Genomic DNA, 19,325 nt, shown 5'->3' with positions numbered 1-19,325 from the left:
TAATTAATAAGTAGATTGTAGACTGAAAATTTGAATTCTGCTGATAGAGTTTTAAAAATTTAGGCAAATCACTTTTAATCAAATCTAATATATGAATTTTCTAAGGGTTTAGGGAACAAAGTAAAATATAGTAGCAATAAATTTAAAAATTAAAGCCCTATAACAAAGGGCTTTAAATTTATCTATCAATTAATATTTACAATAGCTACATTACCTCCTATAACTACTGCTGTTACTTTTACATTATTTGATAAATCAGCAAAAGTCTGTCCAGCGCTTAACGTTCTGATAAAATAGGTATGCGCATCGCCAGTTCGAGTTCGGTGAATACTAATCTTATCAAGATAAGGGGCGGCACCAGAGCCAAAAGGCCCTATATTTTTACGATAAGAAATATAATAAGTATCAGTTGCATTTTTCTTAACCTTCAATGCTAATAAACCTGTTCCAGTTACACCAGCCTCTAATGGATAGAGGGTATAGCTACCAGCTGTAACATTAGCTATACGGTTGGGAAAACTGGCAAACCATTGCATTTTATCCCGATGTGGTGCATTAACTTCCTTATAATATTGAAAATCACCTGTGCCCATAATACAAGCAGCATCACCATATTCAGAATCACTTACACCATCATTATTAGTATCAGTTGCAGCATGATTCATGCCTAGATTATGCCCTAACTCATGGGTATAGATTAGCTGGGAATATACTTGGGATGGACTATAAGCTCGCACCCAGGTGCTACATGTAGTCCCACAACCTAAATGACCTAATCCTCCCCAGTTGCAACTGACATTTTGTGGGATGACAAACATATGGTGTCTATATAAAGATAGATTAATTCCTGCTCTGGTAGCTGCGTTTCTAGCGTCAATTGCCCATTGATTATAATTACAGCCACTGGCAGCATAATTAAGGTTAATGACATAAATATCTGGTTTACCATCACTGTTCGTATCACGAATAAAATTAACTTGATTAAAAGAGCTACGTTGAAAATTAGCTCGCGTCGAACGGGTACTCGTGTATAGAATAGAATCTACCGTATTGGTTGATACAGTTGTTGTTGCCTGCATATTAGTAAAATTAACCAGCAATGCTAATACTTTTCTTGTCTCATAAATTGCTGGGTTTTCATTAGGTAATTCTGAAAAACTTGTTTTGTTTGGTATTGTTAATGAATCTACTTTAATAGTTTTCTCTTTAACTCCTTGCACCTCTTGCCCTTCAATAATGACAGTTTTTCCCGACAAGAGATTGGCTTTATCTATGGTATTAGGTAAATTTAAAATATAAACTTCATCACCTTCATGCAATTGATAAATAGTCTTTGATTGATTATGCGAAAAATCATCAAAGATAAGCACTTCTAATTCGCCTTGATAAGTTTGGGCAAAAGCAAATGATGAGCAACTTAAAAAGATACCAAAAAGAAAATATTTTACTTGACGCATTAAAACCTCCTTGTATAAAAAATAATTCTTAATAAATGTAAGTTGACATAAAAGAAGGCTTTTCATGTCATTAACAAACATCCTTAGGTAAAAAGAATTAAATTAAATGCAGATAAAATAGGTAATGAGAGCTTACAGCAGTAAAAACTCTGACAATAGTTCCGAGCAAACACTTACCAAAAAATTAGCTTAGACAAGAAGTTATTTAGTGTCAAATAAGCCTGGATTATTAAGCAACTGATACATTAATAATGCAATACGCTCAGTCTGAGTTAGTAACGATGCAACATTAAGTGTTTCTTTTGCAGAATGCGCACCACTGCCAACAGGACCTAAGCCAGCTAAAGCATAAGGTACTTTAGCAGCAATATATGATATATCACCAGCGCCTCTCATGCCGGGATCAAGCGCTGTAACTTTGCCTAATCCTAATTGTGAGCTTATATTGCTATAAATAGTTAATAATTTTAGATTAGCCTTCCTAGGCGTCATTGATGGAATACCATCTTTAAAGATAATTTCGGCTGTTGTACCAGGCAAATTCTGCTTTAAAATAGACAATATTGTTTTCTTAGCACTCTCTTTTTGCTGTTCTGTTAAAAAACGAATATCCCCCTCTGCTATAGCCTTTTTAGCTATGACATTGGGTTTTCCAAAAACAAGATTACTTCCATCACTATTCACTTCAATTGTAGTACCACCCATAATTAATCCGGGATTGAATGTTAAATACTGTTCTTTGGAAAGAAGCATTCGTAGAGTATCTAAAATGCGATTAAGTTCAAAAATAGCACCGTTACCAACGTCTGGTTTAAAAATTTGGGAAGAATGTGCCTCATTTCCCTCGGTTTTAATTACCCAATCTTCAATACCTCTACGTGCTACAGTAGCAGTATCAGATGATATTGCCCATTCAAAATCTAACGCAACGTCACTATGAGTTGCTGCATCAATCAAAGGTCTTCTAGAAAGAGAGGTGGGTCTTCCAGAGTCTTCTTCATCACCTGTAAACACAACCGTTATTGTTGCATCTTGCAATGCACCTACTTTAGCTAAGGCTTTTAAAGCGTAAATGATTACAACATCGCCACCTTTTGCATCGATAACACCTGGTCCTGTTGCAATATTTCCCTTTAAATTAAAACGCTGAAAGGAACTACTAGCAGGAAAAACTGTATCAAGATGACCTATTAACAAAAATCGCTTCCCTTTATTACCTTGATGATAAGCAATTAATGTATCAGCTCGATTCATCTTAGCAGGTAAACTTTTCCATTGGGTAGTAAATCCAAGTTGTTTTAATTCCGACTCTAAATATTCACCTACTTTTTTAACACCATTTATATTAGTAGTGCCGCTGTTGGTATTGACTATATCTTCTAATAAATGGAGCTGTTCTTGGGAACTAGCTTTTAAATAATGAATTATCTTATTTTCTTCTTGAGTTAAAGCGTTAACCTTAAATACTTGGCTTAAAAATAATAATAAAAATATACTAATCCTTATTTTCATGATCACTCTAAAAACATTTATTGAATATATTATGCAAAGTTTTTATAAAGAAGCCAAATAGTTTAGAAATATTAGGCAGTGCCCCTGAAATTTTTTAGACAAGATTTAATTTTGAATTAAGCACATATTTTTCAATTTCACCTTGGTCTACCCCCTCTCCCGCGCTAGGTGTCGTGATAGTATGATGCTTTTCGCGGGAGAGGGTTAGGGAGAGGAAAATGGACAAATCTACGCTTTTAATTTAAGTAGCAGCATAATCAATACGAACTCTGCTACTTTAAACTCTTAGACAGCTTCAAAAATAGCAGCAGCTCCCATACCAGTACCAATACACATAGTAACCATACCATAGCGTCCTTTAATCCGACGCAGTCCATGTAACAAGGTAGCTGCACGAATTGTACCTGTAGCACCAAGTGGATGACCTAAAGCAATAGCCCCACCTAGTGGATTTACTTTTTCACGCGGCAAATTAAGCGTCTTAATAACAGCTAATGCTTGGGCAGCAAACGCTTCATTTAGTTCAATCCAATCTAATTGCTCTAAAGTAATTCCTGCATTTTGTAGAGCTAGAGGAACAGCATTGACAGGTCCTATGCCCATTACCTCAGGCGCAACACCTGCAACTGCATAGCTAAGTAAGCGTCCCATAGGTTGTAAATCAAATTGCTTTATAGCCTCTTCGCTTGCTAAAAGAGCAATAGCTGCTCCATCACTTGTTTGAGAGCTATTACCTGCTGTTACACTCCCTTTAGCTGAAAAAACAGGACGTAAACGTGCAATAGCCTCATAAGAGGTATCAGCTCGAGGACCCTCATCTTTATCTATTAATCGCTTATTAGTAAGGACTTTATCAGTTGATAAATTAGGATGACGCTCCGTAATTTCTATAGGCACTATTTCTTGATCAAAGTCACCACGTTGTTGCGCGGCAATGGCTCGCTTATGGCTCTCGGCAGCAAATTCATCTTGTTCTTCGCGCGAAATTTCCCATTGTTTTGCTACATTTTCTGCAGTAATACCCATTCCGTAAGCAATAGCTACATGTTCATTTTGGAAAATAGCAGGATTAGCTGTGTACTTATTACCGCCTAAGGGAACCATAGACATGCTTTCAACACCTCCAGCTAGCGCCAGAGGCATAGCGCCTTGACTAATAGCAGTCGCAGCCGTTGCAATACTTTGTACCCCTGAAGAGCAAAAACGATTAATTGTCATTGCAGGTACTGAATTTGGCATACCAGCTAGTAATGAAGCAATACGTGCGACATTCATACCTTGCTCTGCTTCAGGCATCGCGCAGCCAATCACAACATCGCCAACCGCTTTCCAGTCAACAGAAGGATTACGTGACATTAACGTTCTAATTGTATGGGCTAAAAGATCATCAGGTAATGTATGTCTAAACACACCACGTGGCGCCTTACCAACAGGAGTACGTAATACATCAACTATATAAATATTGGTCATTGATTGCTCCTTGATTAATTACGTAGTGGCTTGCCAGTTTCGAGTAGATGCGCAATACGCGCCTGGGTCAATGGGGTTTCTAAAAGCTCTATAAAAGCTCTTCTTTCTAAATTAAGTAACCATTGCTCATCAACTACTGTACCTTGATACACATCACCGCCACACATTACCTCAGCAAGTAGATTAGCTAGATAATAATCATGTTGAGAAATAAAACCGCCTTCTAACCAATTCACTAGGCCAGCTTGTAATTTAGCATGCCCTTCACGTCCTGCTACTTTAAATTGTCGCTTAAGAGGTGCTTGATAATTTCTTGCTGCAAGTGCTTTTATCTCTGCTAAGGCTGCATAAAGGACTTCTTCACTGTGCATAACCCAGAAATCACCTGCCTGCAAAAAGCCTCTCTCTAGAGCATCAGGAACGCTACTTGCAACTGTTGCAGTTGCTATTTGCTCAAAATAAGGTTGAATAAAGGTCATTAAATCAGCTTTGCCTGCTGCTAAAGCCGCTCGGAGTGCCAATTCTTTACAGCCACCACCAGCCGGAATAAGGCCAACCCCCACTTCTACCAGGCCTGGATAAGACTCAAATGCAGCAACAACTCTATGACAATGCATCATAAGCTCACAGCCACCGCCTAATGCACGACCTCGTAAGGCAGCAATCGTTGGTACTGAGCAATATTTCAAACGCATAACAACTTGTTGGAATTGACTTAACATTTCCTCTACTGCAGCTACTTTTCCAGCTTGCACTAATGACGCAACACCGCGTAAATCAGCCCCAGAACTAAAATTTTCAGGACTGTCTTGATAAATAATTAAACCTTGACATTGATGCTCAACGATATCGATAGCTTGGTACAAACCGTCAAGCACAGACTGACCAATAGTATTTGCTTTACTTTTAAAAGACAGTAAACCTACATCATCCTTAAAGCGATATAACTTAACACCCTCATTTTCAAACAAGCTTTCAAGCTTAATATTTTTTTCACCAATGAGTTGATTAGAAAAATATTGTTTTTTGTACACTGGTAAAGAACTTCTCGGTATAAAATGATTTTCATTAGGAGAAAAAGCGCCTTCATTATTATAAAAAGCAGGACGATCGTCTAACCAGTTTGGTAAGTTTGCCTGACTTAATGTTTGGTTATTAGCTTTATCAGTTTCTATTAACTGCTGCATACGCTCAATACCAACTTGTTGCCAAGTCTCAAAAGGGCCATTGCGCCAGCCAAAGCCCCAGCGCATAGCTAAGTCGACATCGCGCACGCTATTTGCTATATGCTCTAAATGAAAAGCACAGTAATGAAATAAATCTCTAAAACACGCAACCAAGAATTTTGCTTGTTTATCATTTGAAGCAAGTAAAGCGTTCATCCATTTATCAGGCTCTTTAATAGCCATAATTGATTTAATTTCTGGACTAATTTGCCCATTGGCAACACGATAAGAGTCGCTTAAATAGTCATACACTTCAATTGTCTTTCCTACTTTACGATAAATTCCCTGCCCGGTTTTCTGCCCAAGGTGTTTTTGTTCAATTAGGTTATTTAACCAATCAGGTAATTTAAATAAATCATGCCAAGGATCATCGGTTAACTGTTCATACATTGTATGGACAACATGCTGCATGGTATCTAATCCAACAACATCCATAGTTCTTAACGTAGCTGATTTAGGCCGACCAATTAAAGTACCCGTTAGCACATCTACTTCATCTAAACCCAGTTGCATAGCTTGGGCATGCTCTAAAGTTGCTAATAGGGAAAATACGCCAATTCTATTGGCAATAAAATTAGGTGTATCTTTTGCAATAACGACACCTTTACCTAGATAACTAGTTAACCAAGTTTCTAAGTTTGCTAATAACTTGCTAGATGTGGTTTTTGCTGGAATCAATTCAGCAAGATGCATATAGCGTGGTGGGTTAAAAAAGTGGACCCCACAAAATCGATTATGCAGTGATTCAGGTAATACACTTGATAACTTATTGATACTTAAACCAGAGGTATTACTTACTAAAATAGCCTGATCATTAATAAAAGGAGCAATGCGCTTATAAAGATCTTCTTTCCAATCCATACGCTCAGCAATCGCTTCAATGATTAAATCACAATCAGCTAGCTCATTTAAATTTTGTGAATAATTTTTGGGTTGTATTAAAGAGGCTGTTGAAGGTGTCGCTACTGGCGTTGGTTTTAGTTTATTTAAATTTGCAATTGCTTTTTCAACCAGAGCGTTACTATTACCTTCTTTATTAGCTAAATCAAATAATAAGGTTTCAATACCTGCATTGATACAATGAGCAGCAATTTGCGAACCCATCACACCTGCGCCAAGAACCGCAACTTTTTTAATTAAAAAAGGCTCCTGCATGATTCATCCTTAGTTAAAGTAAATTCGATAAAAATTATTTTTATTAAATTTTATATTTTATTGCTCTTTTTTCATAACATTAAAAGTTATAGAAATACTATTACTGCATGATAGCAAAGTAGGTTGGGCTAAACGGAGTACAGCCAAAAAAATAATAAATAAAGCTACCTGCCTTATGACTGAAATTGTTGGGCTGCGCTGTGCTGAGCCCAACCTACACTCGCTATTTACTGTGTGATCTAAAAATTAAGTTGACCATTTTTGATTTGGTCATTCCTTCATTTGTTTATATCATCCAGATTAATACCGTACCAAATTGAACATGGATCCCCGCCTACGCGGGGATGACAGTAACATTAAGACGCGAGGATAACGATAACAATAAGGTTAAATAAGCCAATTAACCTAAGTTAAAACGAATACCTTGCGCTAATGGTAAATCATCACCCCAATTAATTGTATTTGTTTGTCTGCGCATATAGGCTTTCCAAGAGTCTGATCCTGATTCGCGACCTCCCCCTGTATCTTTTTCACCACCAAAAGCACCACCAATCTCAGCACCTGAGGTACCAATATTAATATTAGCAATTCCACAATCACTGCCAAAGGGGCTTAGAAAACGCTCTGCATTTTTAAGATTCTGTGTAAATAACGCAGATGATAAACCTTGAGGAACACCATTTTGAAAGTTAATTGCCTCTTCTATATTATTATAGAGCATTACATATAAAATTGGAGCAAATGTCTCTTGCTGCACAATATCCCAACTGTTTTCAATATCAGTCACTAAAGTTGGTTGAACAAAATACCCTTTATTATCTAAAGGCTCACCCCCAAATGCTATTTTTCCGCCAGCAGATTTAATACGCTCAATAGCTTTAGTAAATTGATCAACAGCTTGTTTATCAATCAGAGGACCCATTAAATTTTTAACATCGAGTGGATCACCAATTGTTACTTGTTCATAAGCATGTTGCAATCTTTTTAGAACATCACTATACATCGATTGATGGACAAATAAACGTCTTGTTGAGGTGCACCGTTGCCCTGCGGTACCTACGGCACCGAAAACAATAGCAGGTATAGCTAAATTAAGATCAGCTGACTCATCTAAAATGATAGCGTTATTGCCTCCAAGTTCTAAAATCGTTTTTCCTAAACGACCTGCTACTTTTGCTGCAACTTGCCTACCTACTTCAGTAGATCCTGTAAAAGAAATCAATGGCATACGAGCATCATCAACCATTTTTTCTACCACAGTATGAGAGTGTGGAATGAGTAGGCCAAAAATTTCCGGACAATTATTTCTTACTAACACTTCACTACAAATTTTATGCGCTGCAATAGCACAAAGTGGCGTTTTAGCAGATGGTTTCCAAATAGTGACATTACCGCAAATAGCTGCAAGAAAAGCATTCCAAGACCAAACAGCCACTGGAAAATTAAATGCTGATATTACGCCAATAACACCATAAGGATGCCACTGTTCATACATTCGATGATTAGGTCTTTCAGAATGCATCGTGTTTCCATAAAGCATTCGTGATTGGCCGACTGCAAAGTCAGCGATATCAATCATTTCTTGTACTTCGCCATCACCTTCTTGTTTTGATTTGCCCATTTCTAGGGAAACAAGACTACCTAACCAATCTTTATGTTCACGTAAAGCTTGACCCACTTGACGAATAATCTCACCTCGTTTAGGTGCAGGATAACGCTGCCATTCTATAGCTGCTTTCTCGGCCCTCTTCATTAAGGTGTGATAATCCTCTTCTGAACAACCTGATACTTCACCTAATTTTTCTTCTGTTGCAGGATTTATTGAATCAAACCTATTTGAATTAATTTCACTTTGCCAGCCTAAACCACTAAAAGCACCAGGGTTTAACGCTTCAATTTTTAAATGCTTAAGAAAGTCCATACTTTACTCCTAGGCGTAATATTGACCAAAACGGTTCGCTAACACGTCAGCTAAACGGAATTTTTCTTGCAATACCAAGCCATGATATTCATTTGCCTGCCCTAAAACCAAATCAACTACTGCACATACTCCAGATGCAGTACTTACTTGGATAGCAGACCACTCAAGACCATGAATGACTTCTGGGTAAATTTTCTTAACATAACTTTTTTCAGTAAGCTCACCTTGTTTAATACCTTCAACTGTAACGTAAACAATGACAATATCTTGGTAGGTTTTTGGAACAGCTCGCTCAAGTATTCGTTTTAGTGTTTCACGGTCTTCATTTAATTTTAGATCATTCATTAAAAGACGCATTTTTTCACAATGTCCGGGATAGCGCATCGTTTTGTAATTTAGAGTTTTAACTTTTCCATTATACAAATCACCTAAGCTACCTAAACCGCCGGAGGTATTGAAAGCTTCATACTCACAGCCATCAATTTGAATAGACTCTAAACCCTCTAAAGGTTTCATAACAATGGATTCGCCCTGTTCAATACCATAACAAGGATTACCATATTCATTAATAACGCCATCAGTTGACCAAGTTAAGGAATAGTGAAGTGCGTTATTAGCCCGTTGTGGCAATGCGCCTACACGAAGCTTAGCATGAAAGCATTGTTCGAATTCTTGCATTAGACTATTAGCAGCAATACTAATAAAACCAGGCGCTAAACCACATTGTGGTACTAAAGCCGTAGATGCCCCTTCTGCTATCTTTTTTACAGCTTCAGTTACAGCAGTATCTTCTGTTAAGTCAAAATAGTGAGCTTTAGATGATTTTGCTGCCTCAGCAACATAGGTATTAAGAAAGTAAGGAAGGCTTGAAATAACCGCGATAATATTATTTTTTTGTAGATAAGATTTAATTGAACCTTCATTAGTGACATCAAGAGCAACCGTTTTGATATTAGGTAAAGCTTGAAGCAATCGACTTACATCGGTTCCTGAAAACTCCAAATCAGCTAAATGCACCTCATAATCACCACTACCGGCTAGCAAACACGCGATTAAACTGCCAATCTTGCCTGCTCCTGTAATCATAACGTTATACATACTTTCCTTCTCCATGGTAAAACGACGAGTCATCCTACACTAAAAATTTAATTTCTTGAACTAGTGTTAGAGATTATAAATAGAATCCTCTGAAATAGAACTGAGGTTTTATCTTTAAAATCAGATAGTTCACTCGCCGAGAATTACAATAACTTGTAAAATTCTTGACCTTTTATAGTTAGTATCATATTGTTGCTTTTTTTATAGTATCTTACTTAACTACTATGATAAGTGCGTCTGTAAATAAATTTGAGCTTTTATCAACACGTGCTTTAGAGCGTATCCCCTATCTCCAATATTTCTTATTTGGTCTATTACTTCCTTTTGGTTTTGCGCCCTTTCATTTACCAGGGTTAGCCCTTTTAGGTCTGGCACTTTTTTATCACCAGTTAAATAATAAAAAAGAAACCTCGCCTTTTTTTAGTGGCTTATTTTTTGGACTTGGCTTCTTTGGATTTGGAACTTCCTGGGTTTACGTTAGTATTCATAACTATGGTCATCTAAGTATTATTACATCAGGTTTATTTACTTTTCTTTTTTTACTGTATCTCTCTTGTTTTCCTGCATTAGTTGCTAGCCTATTTTGTCGTCTTGTACTTAAACCCTATACAATAGGCGCTAGTCTACTCTTTAGTGCACTTTGGTTAATTAACGAATACCTGCGTGCAACTTTTTTAAGTGGTTTTCCATGGCTATTGATAGGCTTTGGTCAAATTGATGCACCTACACGCTTCTTTTTACCAATTCTTGGCGTTTTTGGTGTAAGTTTTATTTCCTGTTTGGCTGCAACTTTAATAAGTAATGCAATAAATAAAAAAGATAGCATTTATCGTTATAATTACCTATTTTTGTTCATTGCTCTATTAGCTTCGCCAATTTTATTAAAAAATGTTAGCTGGGCGCAGATTGATGACAAAAAACCTGTTTCAGTTGGTGTTATTCAGGCTAATTTATCTATGCGTGATAAATGGGATGAAGGACTATTTTGGCAGCTCTTAGATCGTTATCAGCAAACTACCAAATCCTTATTGGGAACTGACGTCATTGTTATGCCAGAGTCAGCTATTCCACTACCAGCAACCTACATTAGTGAATTTTTAGACGACCTAGATGAAAAAGCTAAAGAAAAAGGCAGCGCTATTTTATTTGGCATACCTCAACCCACTACCATAGAGCAACATACTTTTTTTAATGCATTAACAAGCTTAGGAGCTGCTAAAGGCACTTATCTTAAACAACATTTAGTGCCCTTTGGGGAGTATATTCCAAGTTTATTTCAACTCATAACTTCTTGGTTAGGTATTGAAGATCCAAATATGAGGCCAGGGTTTACTAATCAAGCTTTAATACAAGTACATAATTACCCTATTGCTACTTTAATTTGTTATGAAATTGCTTATGGTAATTTGCTACGTGAACAATTACCTGATGCCAAATGGATAGTTTCCATTAGTGATGATGGCTGGTTTGGTCATTCATTTGCACTTTATCAACATTTACAAATGGCCCAAGTTCGCTCACTACAAACAGCTCGCTATCAGATATCATCTAATAATGATGGCTTGTCAGCTGTGATTAATCCTCAAGGAAAAATTGAAAATGCTTTACCGGCTTTTCGTGATGGCGTATTAAAAGCAACGATTTTTCCCGCTAGTGGAAAAACGCCTTGGGTAATTGTAGGTGATGCACCTATTCTTGTTTTTAGTCTATTAATTTTTCTCTTCTTTACTGCTTATCAACTTTTGTTTATTAAACTCTCTAATCAAACTATTGCTGCAAAGCACAAGAGGCGCTATCCTTACCAGCCCAGTTGAATATAACGTATAATCTATGGATACCAGCTATAAACCGCGAGAAATTGAAGAACAGGCACAGCAATATTGGCATAAAAAGCAAAGCTTTAGTGTTACTGAAGACTTAAATAAAGAAAAATTTTATTGTTTATCCATGTTTCCCTATCCGAGTGGCACACTTCATATGGGTCATGTTCGTAACTATACCTTAGGAGATGTTATTGCACGTTATCAACGTGCTTTAGGAAAAAATGTCCTCCAGCCCATTGGCTGGGATGCATTTGGCCTACCCGCTGAAAATGCAGCTATTAAACATGGTATTCATCCAGCTGAGTGGACTAAGAAAAACATCTCTTCGATGAAGGAACAATTTCTAAAATTAGGCAATGCTTATGATTGGAAAAGAGAATTAGCAACCTGTGATCCTGATTATTATCGTTGGGAGCAGTGGTTTTTTATAAAATTATATGAAAAAGGATTAGTTTATAAAAAAAATGCTGTAGTGAATTGGGATCCTGTTGATCAGACAGTTCTGGCTAATGAACAAGTAGTTGACGGTCGTGGTTGGCGCTCAGGTGCTTTAGTTGAACGCCGAGAAATTCCTCAATGGTTTATCAAAATTACTGCTTATGCTGATGAATTATTGCGAGATTTAGATACATTAACTGAATGGCCAGCCCAAGTAAAACAAATGCAGCGCAACTGGATTGGTCGCTCTGAAGGTTGCGAAATTCATTTTCAAGTCAATAACTATGCTAAACGCTTAAAAATTTACACCACAAGACCGGATACCCTTTTAGGCACAACATATTTAGCCATAGCGCCTGATCATCCACTTGCTAAAGAAGCAGCTCGACAGTCAAAAGAAATTCAGTCCTTTCTTGATAGTTGCCAATGTGGGCGGGTTGCAGAAGCAGATCTCGCGACAATGGAAAAACGTGGTATTGATACAAATTTTACGGCTCTTCATCCAATTACTAATGAAGAATTGCCAGTTTGGATAGCTAATTTTGTTTTAATGCAATATGGCTCTGGAGCAGTGATGGCAGTTCCTGCTCATGATCAACGTGATTTTGAATTTGCTGCTAAATATAATTTACCCGTTAAACAAGTTATTACTCCCTTAAATAATGAAAAACATGATTTTTCTAAATCAGCCTTTACTGGTGCGGGTAAACTTATTAATTCAAAGCAATTTAATGAACTTGAGTCAAGTGAAGCCATAAAGGTTATTGCCAATTATTTAGAAGAACATGATTTAGGCCGAGTAACCGTTAATTATCGTTTACGAGACTGGGGTATTTCACGTCAACGCTATTGGGGTACACCTATTCCTATGATTCATTGCGAAGACTGCGGAATTGTTCCAGTGCCAGAAGAAGATTTGCCAGTCACTCTTCCTGATGATATTGCATTAACAGGTAGTGGATCTCCTTTAGCAAACTCTATGGCGTTTACTCATGTTCGGTGTCCTAAATGTGATCAGGACGCAACAAGGGAAACTGATACCTTTGATACCTTTATAGAATCATCTTGGTATTACGCACGTTTTGCTTGTAAGGGACAAGATAATGCCATGCTAGACGATCGCGCTAAATACTGGACGCCTGTTGATCAGTATATTGGTGGCATTGAACACGCAGTGATGCATCTATTATATGCCCGTTTTTTTCACAAGCTCATGCGTGATGAAGGTTTGGTAAATTCTGATGAGCCGTTTATACGTCTTTTAACACAAGGAATGGTCCTAAAAGATGGACATAAAATGTCTAAGTCATTAGGTAATGTTGTTGATCCAAATCATTTGATTGATACTTATGGCGCAGATACTGCTAGATTATTTGTCATGTTTGCAGCACCTCCGGAACAATCTCTAGAATGGTCTGACGCAGCAGTCGAAGGTGCTCATCGTTTTTTAAAACGAGTGTGGTCTTTTGGATATCAACATCGGCAATTATTTATCGAAACAAATGATAGCATTTATGGTGGCAATGGCCATATCGATTGGGATCATGCAGAAGGACGTTTAAAAAAATCATACCGTAATATCAATCAAATTTTAGCGCAAGCCAGCCATGATTATGAGCGTCAACAGTTTAATACAGTTGTTTCTGGTTGTATGAAATTATTTAATGAATTATCTACTTACTCTATCGAAACAGATGATGATCGGTTTTTCCTAAATAACGCCATGAGTGTACTTTTACGTCTTTTAGCACCGATTACGCCACATTTATGTCATCATCTTTGGATTAAATTAGGCTATGATAAAATTATTATTGATGCGCCCTGGCCTCGAGTAGATAAAAATGCTTTAAAGAGTGATGAAACTACTTTCGTGGTGCAAGTAAATGGAAAATTAAGAGCACAATTTACTGTAGCTACTGAGACAGATGAAAGCCAATTAATTGAAATTGCCAAAGAGCAATCACAAAGCTTTATAACAGGAAAAACGATTGTAAAAGCTATTGTTGTTACCCACCGTCAACTTATCAATTTGGTTGTTAAATAATGATTAAACGCTTAGTATTATTCTTATCTATAATTTTTATAGCTGGATGTGGCTTTAAACTACGTGGTTATGTTGAAATGCCAACTGCATTTAACAATATAGCTATTGTTATTCGTGGCGCTCATCAAGATCTAGGACCAATGCTTAAAGATAGCTTACAAGGCTATAAGATCCATGTGACCGATAATCCCAGTCAAGCCAGTTACTTATTAATTTTAGAAAAAGATACAACGCAGCAGCAAATTACAGGCGTTGGCGCAAGCACTACACCAAGACAATATCTATTAATTTATACAGCCCAATATTCCTTGCTTAAACCTGGTGGCGAAAAAGTTATTACTTCACGTACTGTCACTTCAAGTCGGCAGTTGACTGTGAATAATAATCGTATATTAGGCTCTGACGCTGAAGAAGCCATGCTTTATCATGAAATGCGCCAAGATGCTGTAAGGCAAATTATTTTTCAGCTAAGCCAGCTAAAATTTAATCAGTAATAGTCTTGTTTAAAAAATAGTAGTGGAAATTAGCGAGATAAAAATAGATATGGATAAAATTAAGAAATTAATTTAAACAAGTTTAAGTTGTTTATTTACTTATTTTTGATTTCTGGATTAAATGCTGTGTATTTTACAGAATAACGTTTGTTTAATGATTTAAGAGCTTTTCTCTTTGAAGGTTGAACTTACGTTAGTTTAGTAATTAGCAATGGGAAAAACGTGTTTAGTAAATACAATAGCCTAACTGTGCAATTACCCAAAAGATTACCAGCAATTTTTTTTCTTCTTGGGCAGGAACTTTTTCAAATCAATCAGCTTACCCAAGCGATTAAACAAGCTTGGCTTAAGCAACATGATAATGAAATTGAAAGCACAACTGTTTTTATTGAAAGTGCTACTGATTGGGCAGCACTAGAAAATAAAGCTAACAGCTATGCTTTATTTACCAATGCAACTTTAATTGACGTTCGTTATGATAAAAAGTTATTAGAAAGCGCCGGAAAAAGCTTTCTTCAGGATTATTTAAATAACCCTAATCCTAGCTGCTTATTATTATTTAAGGCACCAAACCTACCGCCTAAGCAATTACAATTTATCTTCAATCATGAACTCGTTTCAATTATTCAAGTAATAACACCAAATGCAACTCTTATTAAAAAATGGCTACATGAACGCTTACAAAAATTTGGGTTATCAGACCCTCATATTGCAACCTTAATTTATCAATTTAATGAAGGCAATTTATTTGCCTGTGCACAGTTTTTAGAAAAATTAGAATTAATACAGGAGCCCCATCAATCTTTAACGCTAGATGAAATAAAAGATCACTTACATAATCAAACCAATTACTCTCTTTTTGAACTTGCTCAAACTTGCCTTATTGGTGATGCAATAAAGGCGATACAAATCTTAAAACAAACCTGTAATAATAAAACAGAACCGACCTTGATTTTATGGTTACTTGCGCAAGAAATCCGCCTACTCATGAAACTTCATCATTTAACTCAGAATGGTGAATCTTTGCAAAATGCTGCAAATCAATTGAAAATATGGCCAGCTAAAATAAATCTTTATCAAGCAGCTTTAAAACGTCATGATTTCAGCTTGTTAAGTAGCCTTTTAAAGCAATGTAAACACCTCGATATGCAAATAAAGACAACCCAAAGCAAACAGGTATGGCAGCTTTTAGAAAGTATTACTTTATCGCTATGCACAGCTAAAAAGGTAGGTATGTTTTGTCTAATTTAATTATTTTTGGCGGAACATTTGATCCCATTCATAATGGCCATATAAATACTGCAATCAATGTTCAAAACTACTTTCATTTTGACCGCTTTATTTTTTTACCTTGTAAAGTGCCTGTTTTAAAAGACAACGCCCAAGCTAGCACAACACAACGTTTAGAAATGCTAAGGCTCGCAATAGAGGAAACTAACAAATCAGAATTGCATTTTGAAATTGATACGCGAGAAATAAATCGTGAAACACCTTCTTATATGGTAACTACTTTAGAAGATTATCGTGCTGAGTTAGGTAATACTATAGCTATTTCACTACTTCTGGGAATAGATGCTTTTGCAACGTTACCACAATGGTATCAATGGGGGCGGCTCCTGCAATTGGCTAATATTCTTGTTATTTCAAGACCAGGATATCAATTGAAATCACAATGTTTACGTGATTTGCTAAATGAGCAAGAAACTTATAAAGCAAAACATATTCAAAAAAGAGCCCATGGTTTAATTTATCAATTCAATGCAGGCTTATATAATCTGTCTTCAACGGCAGTTCGTGCCAAAATCAAACACGATGATTCAATAAATTCTGATTTACCTATATCAGTAGGTCAATACATTAAAAAAAATCAGGTTTACCGATAGACATCTAATATTTTTTCAATAAAAATCGGTTCGTTTACTAAACTTAAAGTGACTAGATAATTAAATTAGCTCAGACTTCTAGCTCTTACTTAATAATTTGTAATGGAATTAGCCAAATGAATTTAGAAAAAATTGACGCTCAAGGACGTTATTGTAATTATCCAGGTATTACTATTATTGCTAAAATAAATCAAAAAGATGAGAATTTCTGGCAAAAAGTTCAGCAAATTATCTCTCAGCCAATGTTAGCAAAACAATATTACACGCCACTTCCCTATCAAAGTTACCATATGACAACAATCAGGTTATTTAATCGAGCTGAATGTGGTCAGGCTGATTGGCAAGCATTATTAATAAGTTATAAGCCTTTTTTTAAAAAGCTATTTGATTATTTGCAACAAAATCAGTTTACTCCCGAGATCACTTTGCAGGAAGTAAGTATTTCTGAAACTTTGCATCTAAGTGTTAGTTTTCCTACAAATCAAAATGAGCACATTATGAAAATGGCTGAAGAATTTGATTTGCTCGGTAATATACATAGACCATTTCATATTACTTTTGGTTATCTATATAAAGACATTCCTTTAGCGCATAAACAAAGTTTACTTCTGGAAATTAATGAAAATCTAGATAGCTTATTTAGGCATAATGGCAGGCTATTTACTCTAAATTCCCCTAGTCTGTGCATTTATAAAGACATGACTAACTTTTTAGATTGGAATGGTGAAAAACATCCTTTTTAAACCAATTCTTAAGGACGTTTCTGCTATTAATAAAAAATAACTCTGGATAGTAAAATCATTTTCCTGCACAATATTGAACTTCAGTCCCGGTGGCACAGCTGGATAGCGCAGCCCCCTCCTAAGGGGCAGGTCGGAGGTTCGAATCCTCTCCGGGACGCCATATAAACAATGGCTTACTTGCTAATCTCTTAAATTTAAATCACATTCACAGGGTGCACCCAGGATGCAAATTAAATGTGTAATATTACAAAATAGCAAATTTCAATATATGCCAATTATGCCCCATCTTTGAGTTAACGTAGTTCTAGTCCCTAGATACAAAATCGTTTGACTATAATTAGAATATAGTTACTAGCTAGTAGAGTCAAAATGGCTGCGAAGCAAACAGAAAATATGAGAAAAAAGGCTTATAAAAAATTCTTAGGTTTTTTTCCTTCAGGTTTTACTGATCCTAAATATATTTCCTGGGAAAGAGGTTATAAGTGGAATGTGCATTTACTTTGGCAAAAGTTATTAAATAAAAAACAATTTACACATTTACTAGAAAATAAAAAATATAAAGAGATTGCAGAAACCGCTTTATCCATAGAAGGTAAAACTCATTTGTTATTTTCTTTTGAAAAGATGGCTATACGCGATGCTTTGAAAACTCGCTCAGCATCAAAACAATTCTCTGAAAGTTTATATAATTTAATCTATGGTCATGGGAAGAAAAGTGAACGTTTTAATAATTTTGTCGAAACTCTCGATTCATTACCAAGAAAACAAAGTCGGGTGTTAACTTGGCCTTTAGTGACCGTCTTTAGTTTTATTGCAGATCCTAAACATTTTATATATCTGAAGCCTATGGTAACGAAAGTTGCGGCGGAAAAATATGATTATGATTTTGACTATGTTTCTCGTCCTACATGGGATACTTATCAAAGTTTAATGAACTTTGCAAAACTATTGAAAAATGATTTGGAAGCCCTAAAACCTCGCGATTACATCGATATACAATCATTTATTTGGACTTTAGGCTCAGAAGAATATACATAATTTAAAGGGGCAGGTCAGAGATTTAAATTCTCTCCGGGACGTCACAAATATAGTAAACTTAATTATCAATAATGATAAAAAACCATGGGCTATTGACTCTTATTATTACAAGCTATTTACAAAGAAGCTTATAAATTCATTAGTTAAGAGTGGCTTTGAAAATAAATACCCTTGAATATAATTTACCTCCCTCTCCTTTAAATAATCATACTGAGCTCGCTTTTCAACTCCCTCAGCAATAATTTGTAAATTTGCTTCCTTTGCCATTTGAATAATGTTATCTGCCACATGACTTGTAACTGAGCCGGTACCCAAGCTATCAATAAAACTTTTATCAATTTTTATTATATCTAGAGGAAGATTCTGTAAATAAGATAAATTAGAAAATCCCGTGCCAAAATCATCAACAGCGATGATATAACCTAAATCCCGAGCTTGAATAATAAATTTCTTTACTTCCTCAATAGTTAAAAAAATCCGCTCAGTAAGCTCTAGCCATATTTGTTGTCTTGCTATTTTACTTTTTAAAATTTTTGCTTCTAATATTTTAAGAATATGCTCATTTTGCATATCATTAGCTGAGACATTAATTGAAATATGTGCATCTTTATTTTGAATAAGAAATTGCCCCATTTCATCGAAAACAAGATGAATCACTTTTTCTGTTAAAAATGAGATCATTCCCATTTCTTCTGCATAATGAATAAAAAAATCTGGTTTTACTATTTGACCATTAGGCCTTTGCCATCTAATTAATGCTTCTGCGCCAGAACACTTACCGGATACAATGTTAACAATAGGCTGATAGCATACAAAAAATTCATTATTAATTAAGGCCTCTTTTAAAGTCGCATTAAAAGATAATTGCTTTTTAGAATAAAAAATTACTAATCCGACAATAAAAAATGAAGTGAGTAAACCAAATGGTAAGAAAATAAATTGCATTTTTTCATAATCTTGATAAACGAATGATTCTGGCATAGAGGATATGAAATAAAATGGGCTATATTGACTAATAAATAC

Annotated in this window: 14 protein-coding genes and 1 tRNA gene; 8 read left to right on the top strand and 7 right to left on the bottom strand. The window is 35.8% G+C overall.

Going from position 1 to position 19,325, the window contains the following annotated elements; all coding sequences use genetic code 11:
- Positions 1–185: 185 nt before the first annotated feature.
- The 6 genes from DYH30_RS06765 to DYH30_RS06740 form a co-directional block, all read right to left on the bottom strand.
- Positions 186–1,457: a metallopeptidase domain-containing protein gene (locus tag DYH30_RS06765; protein WP_160116170.1), complete on the bottom strand. Its 1,272-nt coding sequence runs from the start codon at positions 1,455–1,457 to the stop codon at positions 186–188.
- A 201-nt stretch (positions 1,458–1,658) separates the two neighbouring features.
- Positions 1,659–2,969, bottom strand: a complete 1,311-nt coding sequence (locus DYH30_RS06760; protein ID WP_115330919.1) for a M20/M25/M40 family metallo-hydrolase — start codon at positions 2,967–2,969, stop codon at positions 1,659–1,661.
- A gap of 285 nt (positions 2,970–3,254) precedes the next feature.
- Positions 3,255–4,439 (bottom strand): acetyl-CoA C-acyltransferase, encoded by a 1,185-nt coding sequence (locus DYH30_RS06755; RefSeq protein ID WP_115330918.1) that lies wholly within the window; start codon positions 4,437–4,439, stop codon positions 3,255–3,257.
- 14 nt (positions 4,440–4,453) lie between these two features.
- Entirely contained in the window at positions 4,454–6,820 is a 2,367-nt protein-coding gene (locus tag DYH30_RS06750; protein WP_115330917.1) for a 3-hydroxyacyl-CoA dehydrogenase/enoyl-CoA hydratase family protein, read from the bottom strand.
- A 400-nt stretch (positions 6,821–7,220) separates the two neighbouring features.
- Complete coding sequence (gene amaB / locus DYH30_RS06745; RefSeq protein ID WP_115330916.1) at positions 7,221–8,741, bottom strand: L-piperidine-6-carboxylate dehydrogenase; 1,521 nt, start codon at positions 8,739–8,741, stop codon at positions 7,221–7,223.
- 9 nt (positions 8,742–8,750) lie between these two features.
- The gene (locus DYH30_RS06740; RefSeq protein WP_115330915.1) at positions 8,751–9,839 is read right to left on the bottom strand and encodes a saccharopine dehydrogenase family protein; all 1,089 of its coding nucleotides are present in this window, start codon (positions 9,837–9,839) and stop codon (positions 8,751–8,753) included.
- 224 nt (positions 9,840–10,063) lie between these two features.
- Between DYH30_RS06740 and lnt the strand changes: the two genes are divergently transcribed.
- From lnt to DYH30_RS06700, 8 genes are all read left to right on the top strand, one after another.
- Positions 10,064–11,653 (top strand): apolipoprotein N-acyltransferase, encoded by a 1,590-nt coding sequence (gene lnt / locus DYH30_RS06735; protein WP_115330914.1) that lies wholly within the window; start codon positions 10,064–10,066, stop codon positions 11,651–11,653.
- A gap of 16 nt (positions 11,654–11,669) precedes the next feature.
- Positions 11,670–14,144 (top strand): leucine--tRNA ligase, encoded by a 2,475-nt coding sequence (gene leuS / locus DYH30_RS06730; RefSeq protein ID WP_115330913.1) that lies wholly within the window; start codon positions 11,670–11,672, stop codon positions 14,142–14,144.
- Positions 14,144–14,638, top strand: coding sequence for an LPS-assembly lipoprotein LptE (locus DYH30_RS06725; protein ID WP_115330912.1), 495 nt, complete (start codon positions 14,144–14,146; stop codon positions 14,636–14,638). Before leuS ends, DYH30_RS06725 begins: the two co-directional genes overlap by 1 nt.
- A gap of 222 nt (positions 14,639–14,860) precedes the next feature.
- A complete protein-coding gene (holA, locus tag DYH30_RS06720) occupies positions 14,861–15,889 on the top strand; it encodes a DNA polymerase III subunit delta (protein ID WP_160116169.1) in 1,029 nt (342 codons plus the stop codon).
- Positions 15,877–16,521, top strand: a complete 645-nt coding sequence (gene nadD / locus DYH30_RS06715; RefSeq protein WP_115330910.1) for a nicotinate-nucleotide adenylyltransferase — start codon at positions 15,877–15,879, stop codon at positions 16,519–16,521. The genes holA and nadD overlap by 13 nt, the downstream gene beginning before the upstream one ends.
- Before the next feature lie 116 nt (positions 16,522–16,637).
- Positions 16,638–17,264: a DUF1868 domain-containing protein gene (locus DYH30_RS06710; protein ID WP_115330909.1), complete on the top strand. Its 627-nt coding sequence runs from the start codon at positions 16,638–16,640 to the stop codon at positions 17,262–17,264.
- 83 nt (positions 17,265–17,347) lie between these two features.
- Positions 17,348–17,424 (top strand) — tRNA-Arg (locus DYH30_RS06705).
- Between the two features lie 209 nt (positions 17,425–17,633).
- Positions 17,634–18,302, top strand: coding sequence for a hypothetical protein (locus tag DYH30_RS06700; RefSeq protein ID WP_115330908.1), 669 nt, complete (start codon positions 17,634–17,636; stop codon positions 18,300–18,302).
- Between the two features lie 105 nt (positions 18,303–18,407).
- Here DYH30_RS06700 and DYH30_RS06695 read toward each other — a convergent pair whose 3' ends face one another.
- On the bottom strand, positions 18,408–19,283 hold the full coding sequence (locus DYH30_RS06695) for an EAL domain-containing protein (protein ID WP_160116168.1): 876 nt from the start codon (positions 19,281–19,283) through the stop codon (positions 18,408–18,410).
- Positions 19,284–19,325 lie beyond the last annotated feature (42 nt).

Source organism: Legionella busanensis (assembly GCF_900461525.1).
Classification (GTDB): Bacteria; Pseudomonadota; Gammaproteobacteria; order Legionellales; family Legionellaceae; genus Legionella_C; species Legionella_C busanensis.
Note: the sequence above shows the minus strand (reverse complement) of the source record. Positions and strands in the feature narration are given on the sequence as shown.

What these genes read in the sequence shown, in the direction of transcription:
- DYH30_RS06765 (WP_160116170.1), bottom strand. Translation starts at nt 1,457, where the DNA reads ATGCGTCAAGTAAAATATTTTCTTTTTGGTATCTTTTTAAGTTGCTCA.
- DYH30_RS06760 (WP_115330919.1), bottom strand. Translation starts at nt 2,969, where the DNA reads ATGAAAATAAGGATTAGTATATTTTTATTATTATTTTTAAGCCAAGTA.
- DYH30_RS06755 (WP_115330918.1), bottom strand. Translation starts at nt 4,439, where the DNA reads ATGACCAATATTTATATAGTTGATGTATTACGTACTCCTGTTGGTAAG.
- DYH30_RS06750 (WP_115330917.1), bottom strand. Translation starts at nt 6,820, where the DNA reads ATGCAGGAGCCTTTTTTAATTAAAAAAGTTGCGGTTCTTGGCGCAGGT.
- amaB (WP_115330916.1), bottom strand. Translation starts at nt 8,741, where the DNA reads ATGGACTTTCTTAAGCATTTAAAAATTGAAGCGTTAAACCCTGGTGCT.
- DYH30_RS06740 (WP_115330915.1), bottom strand. Translation starts at nt 9,839, where the DNA reads ATGTATAACGTTATGATTACAGGAGCAGGCAAGATTGGCAGTTTAATC.
- lnt (WP_115330914.1), top strand. Translation starts at nt 10,064, where the DNA reads ATGATAAGTGCGTCTGTAAATAAATTTGAGCTTTTATCAACACGTGCT.
- leuS (WP_115330913.1), top strand. Translation starts at nt 11,670, where the DNA reads ATGGATACCAGCTATAAACCGCGAGAAATTGAAGAACAGGCACAGCAA.
- DYH30_RS06725 (WP_115330912.1), top strand. Translation starts at nt 14,144, where the DNA reads ATGATTAAACGCTTAGTATTATTCTTATCTATAATTTTTATAGCTGGA.
- DYH30_RS06710 (WP_115330909.1), top strand. Translation starts at nt 16,638, where the DNA reads ATGAATTTAGAAAAAATTGACGCTCAAGGACGTTATTGTAATTATCCA.
- DYH30_RS06700 (WP_115330908.1), top strand. Translation starts at nt 17,634, where the DNA reads ATGGCTGCGAAGCAAACAGAAAATATGAGAAAAAAGGCTTATAAAAAA.
- DYH30_RS06695 (WP_160116168.1), bottom strand. Translation starts at nt 19,283, where the DNA reads ATGCCAGAATCATTCGTTTATCAAGATTATGAAAAAATGCAATTTATT.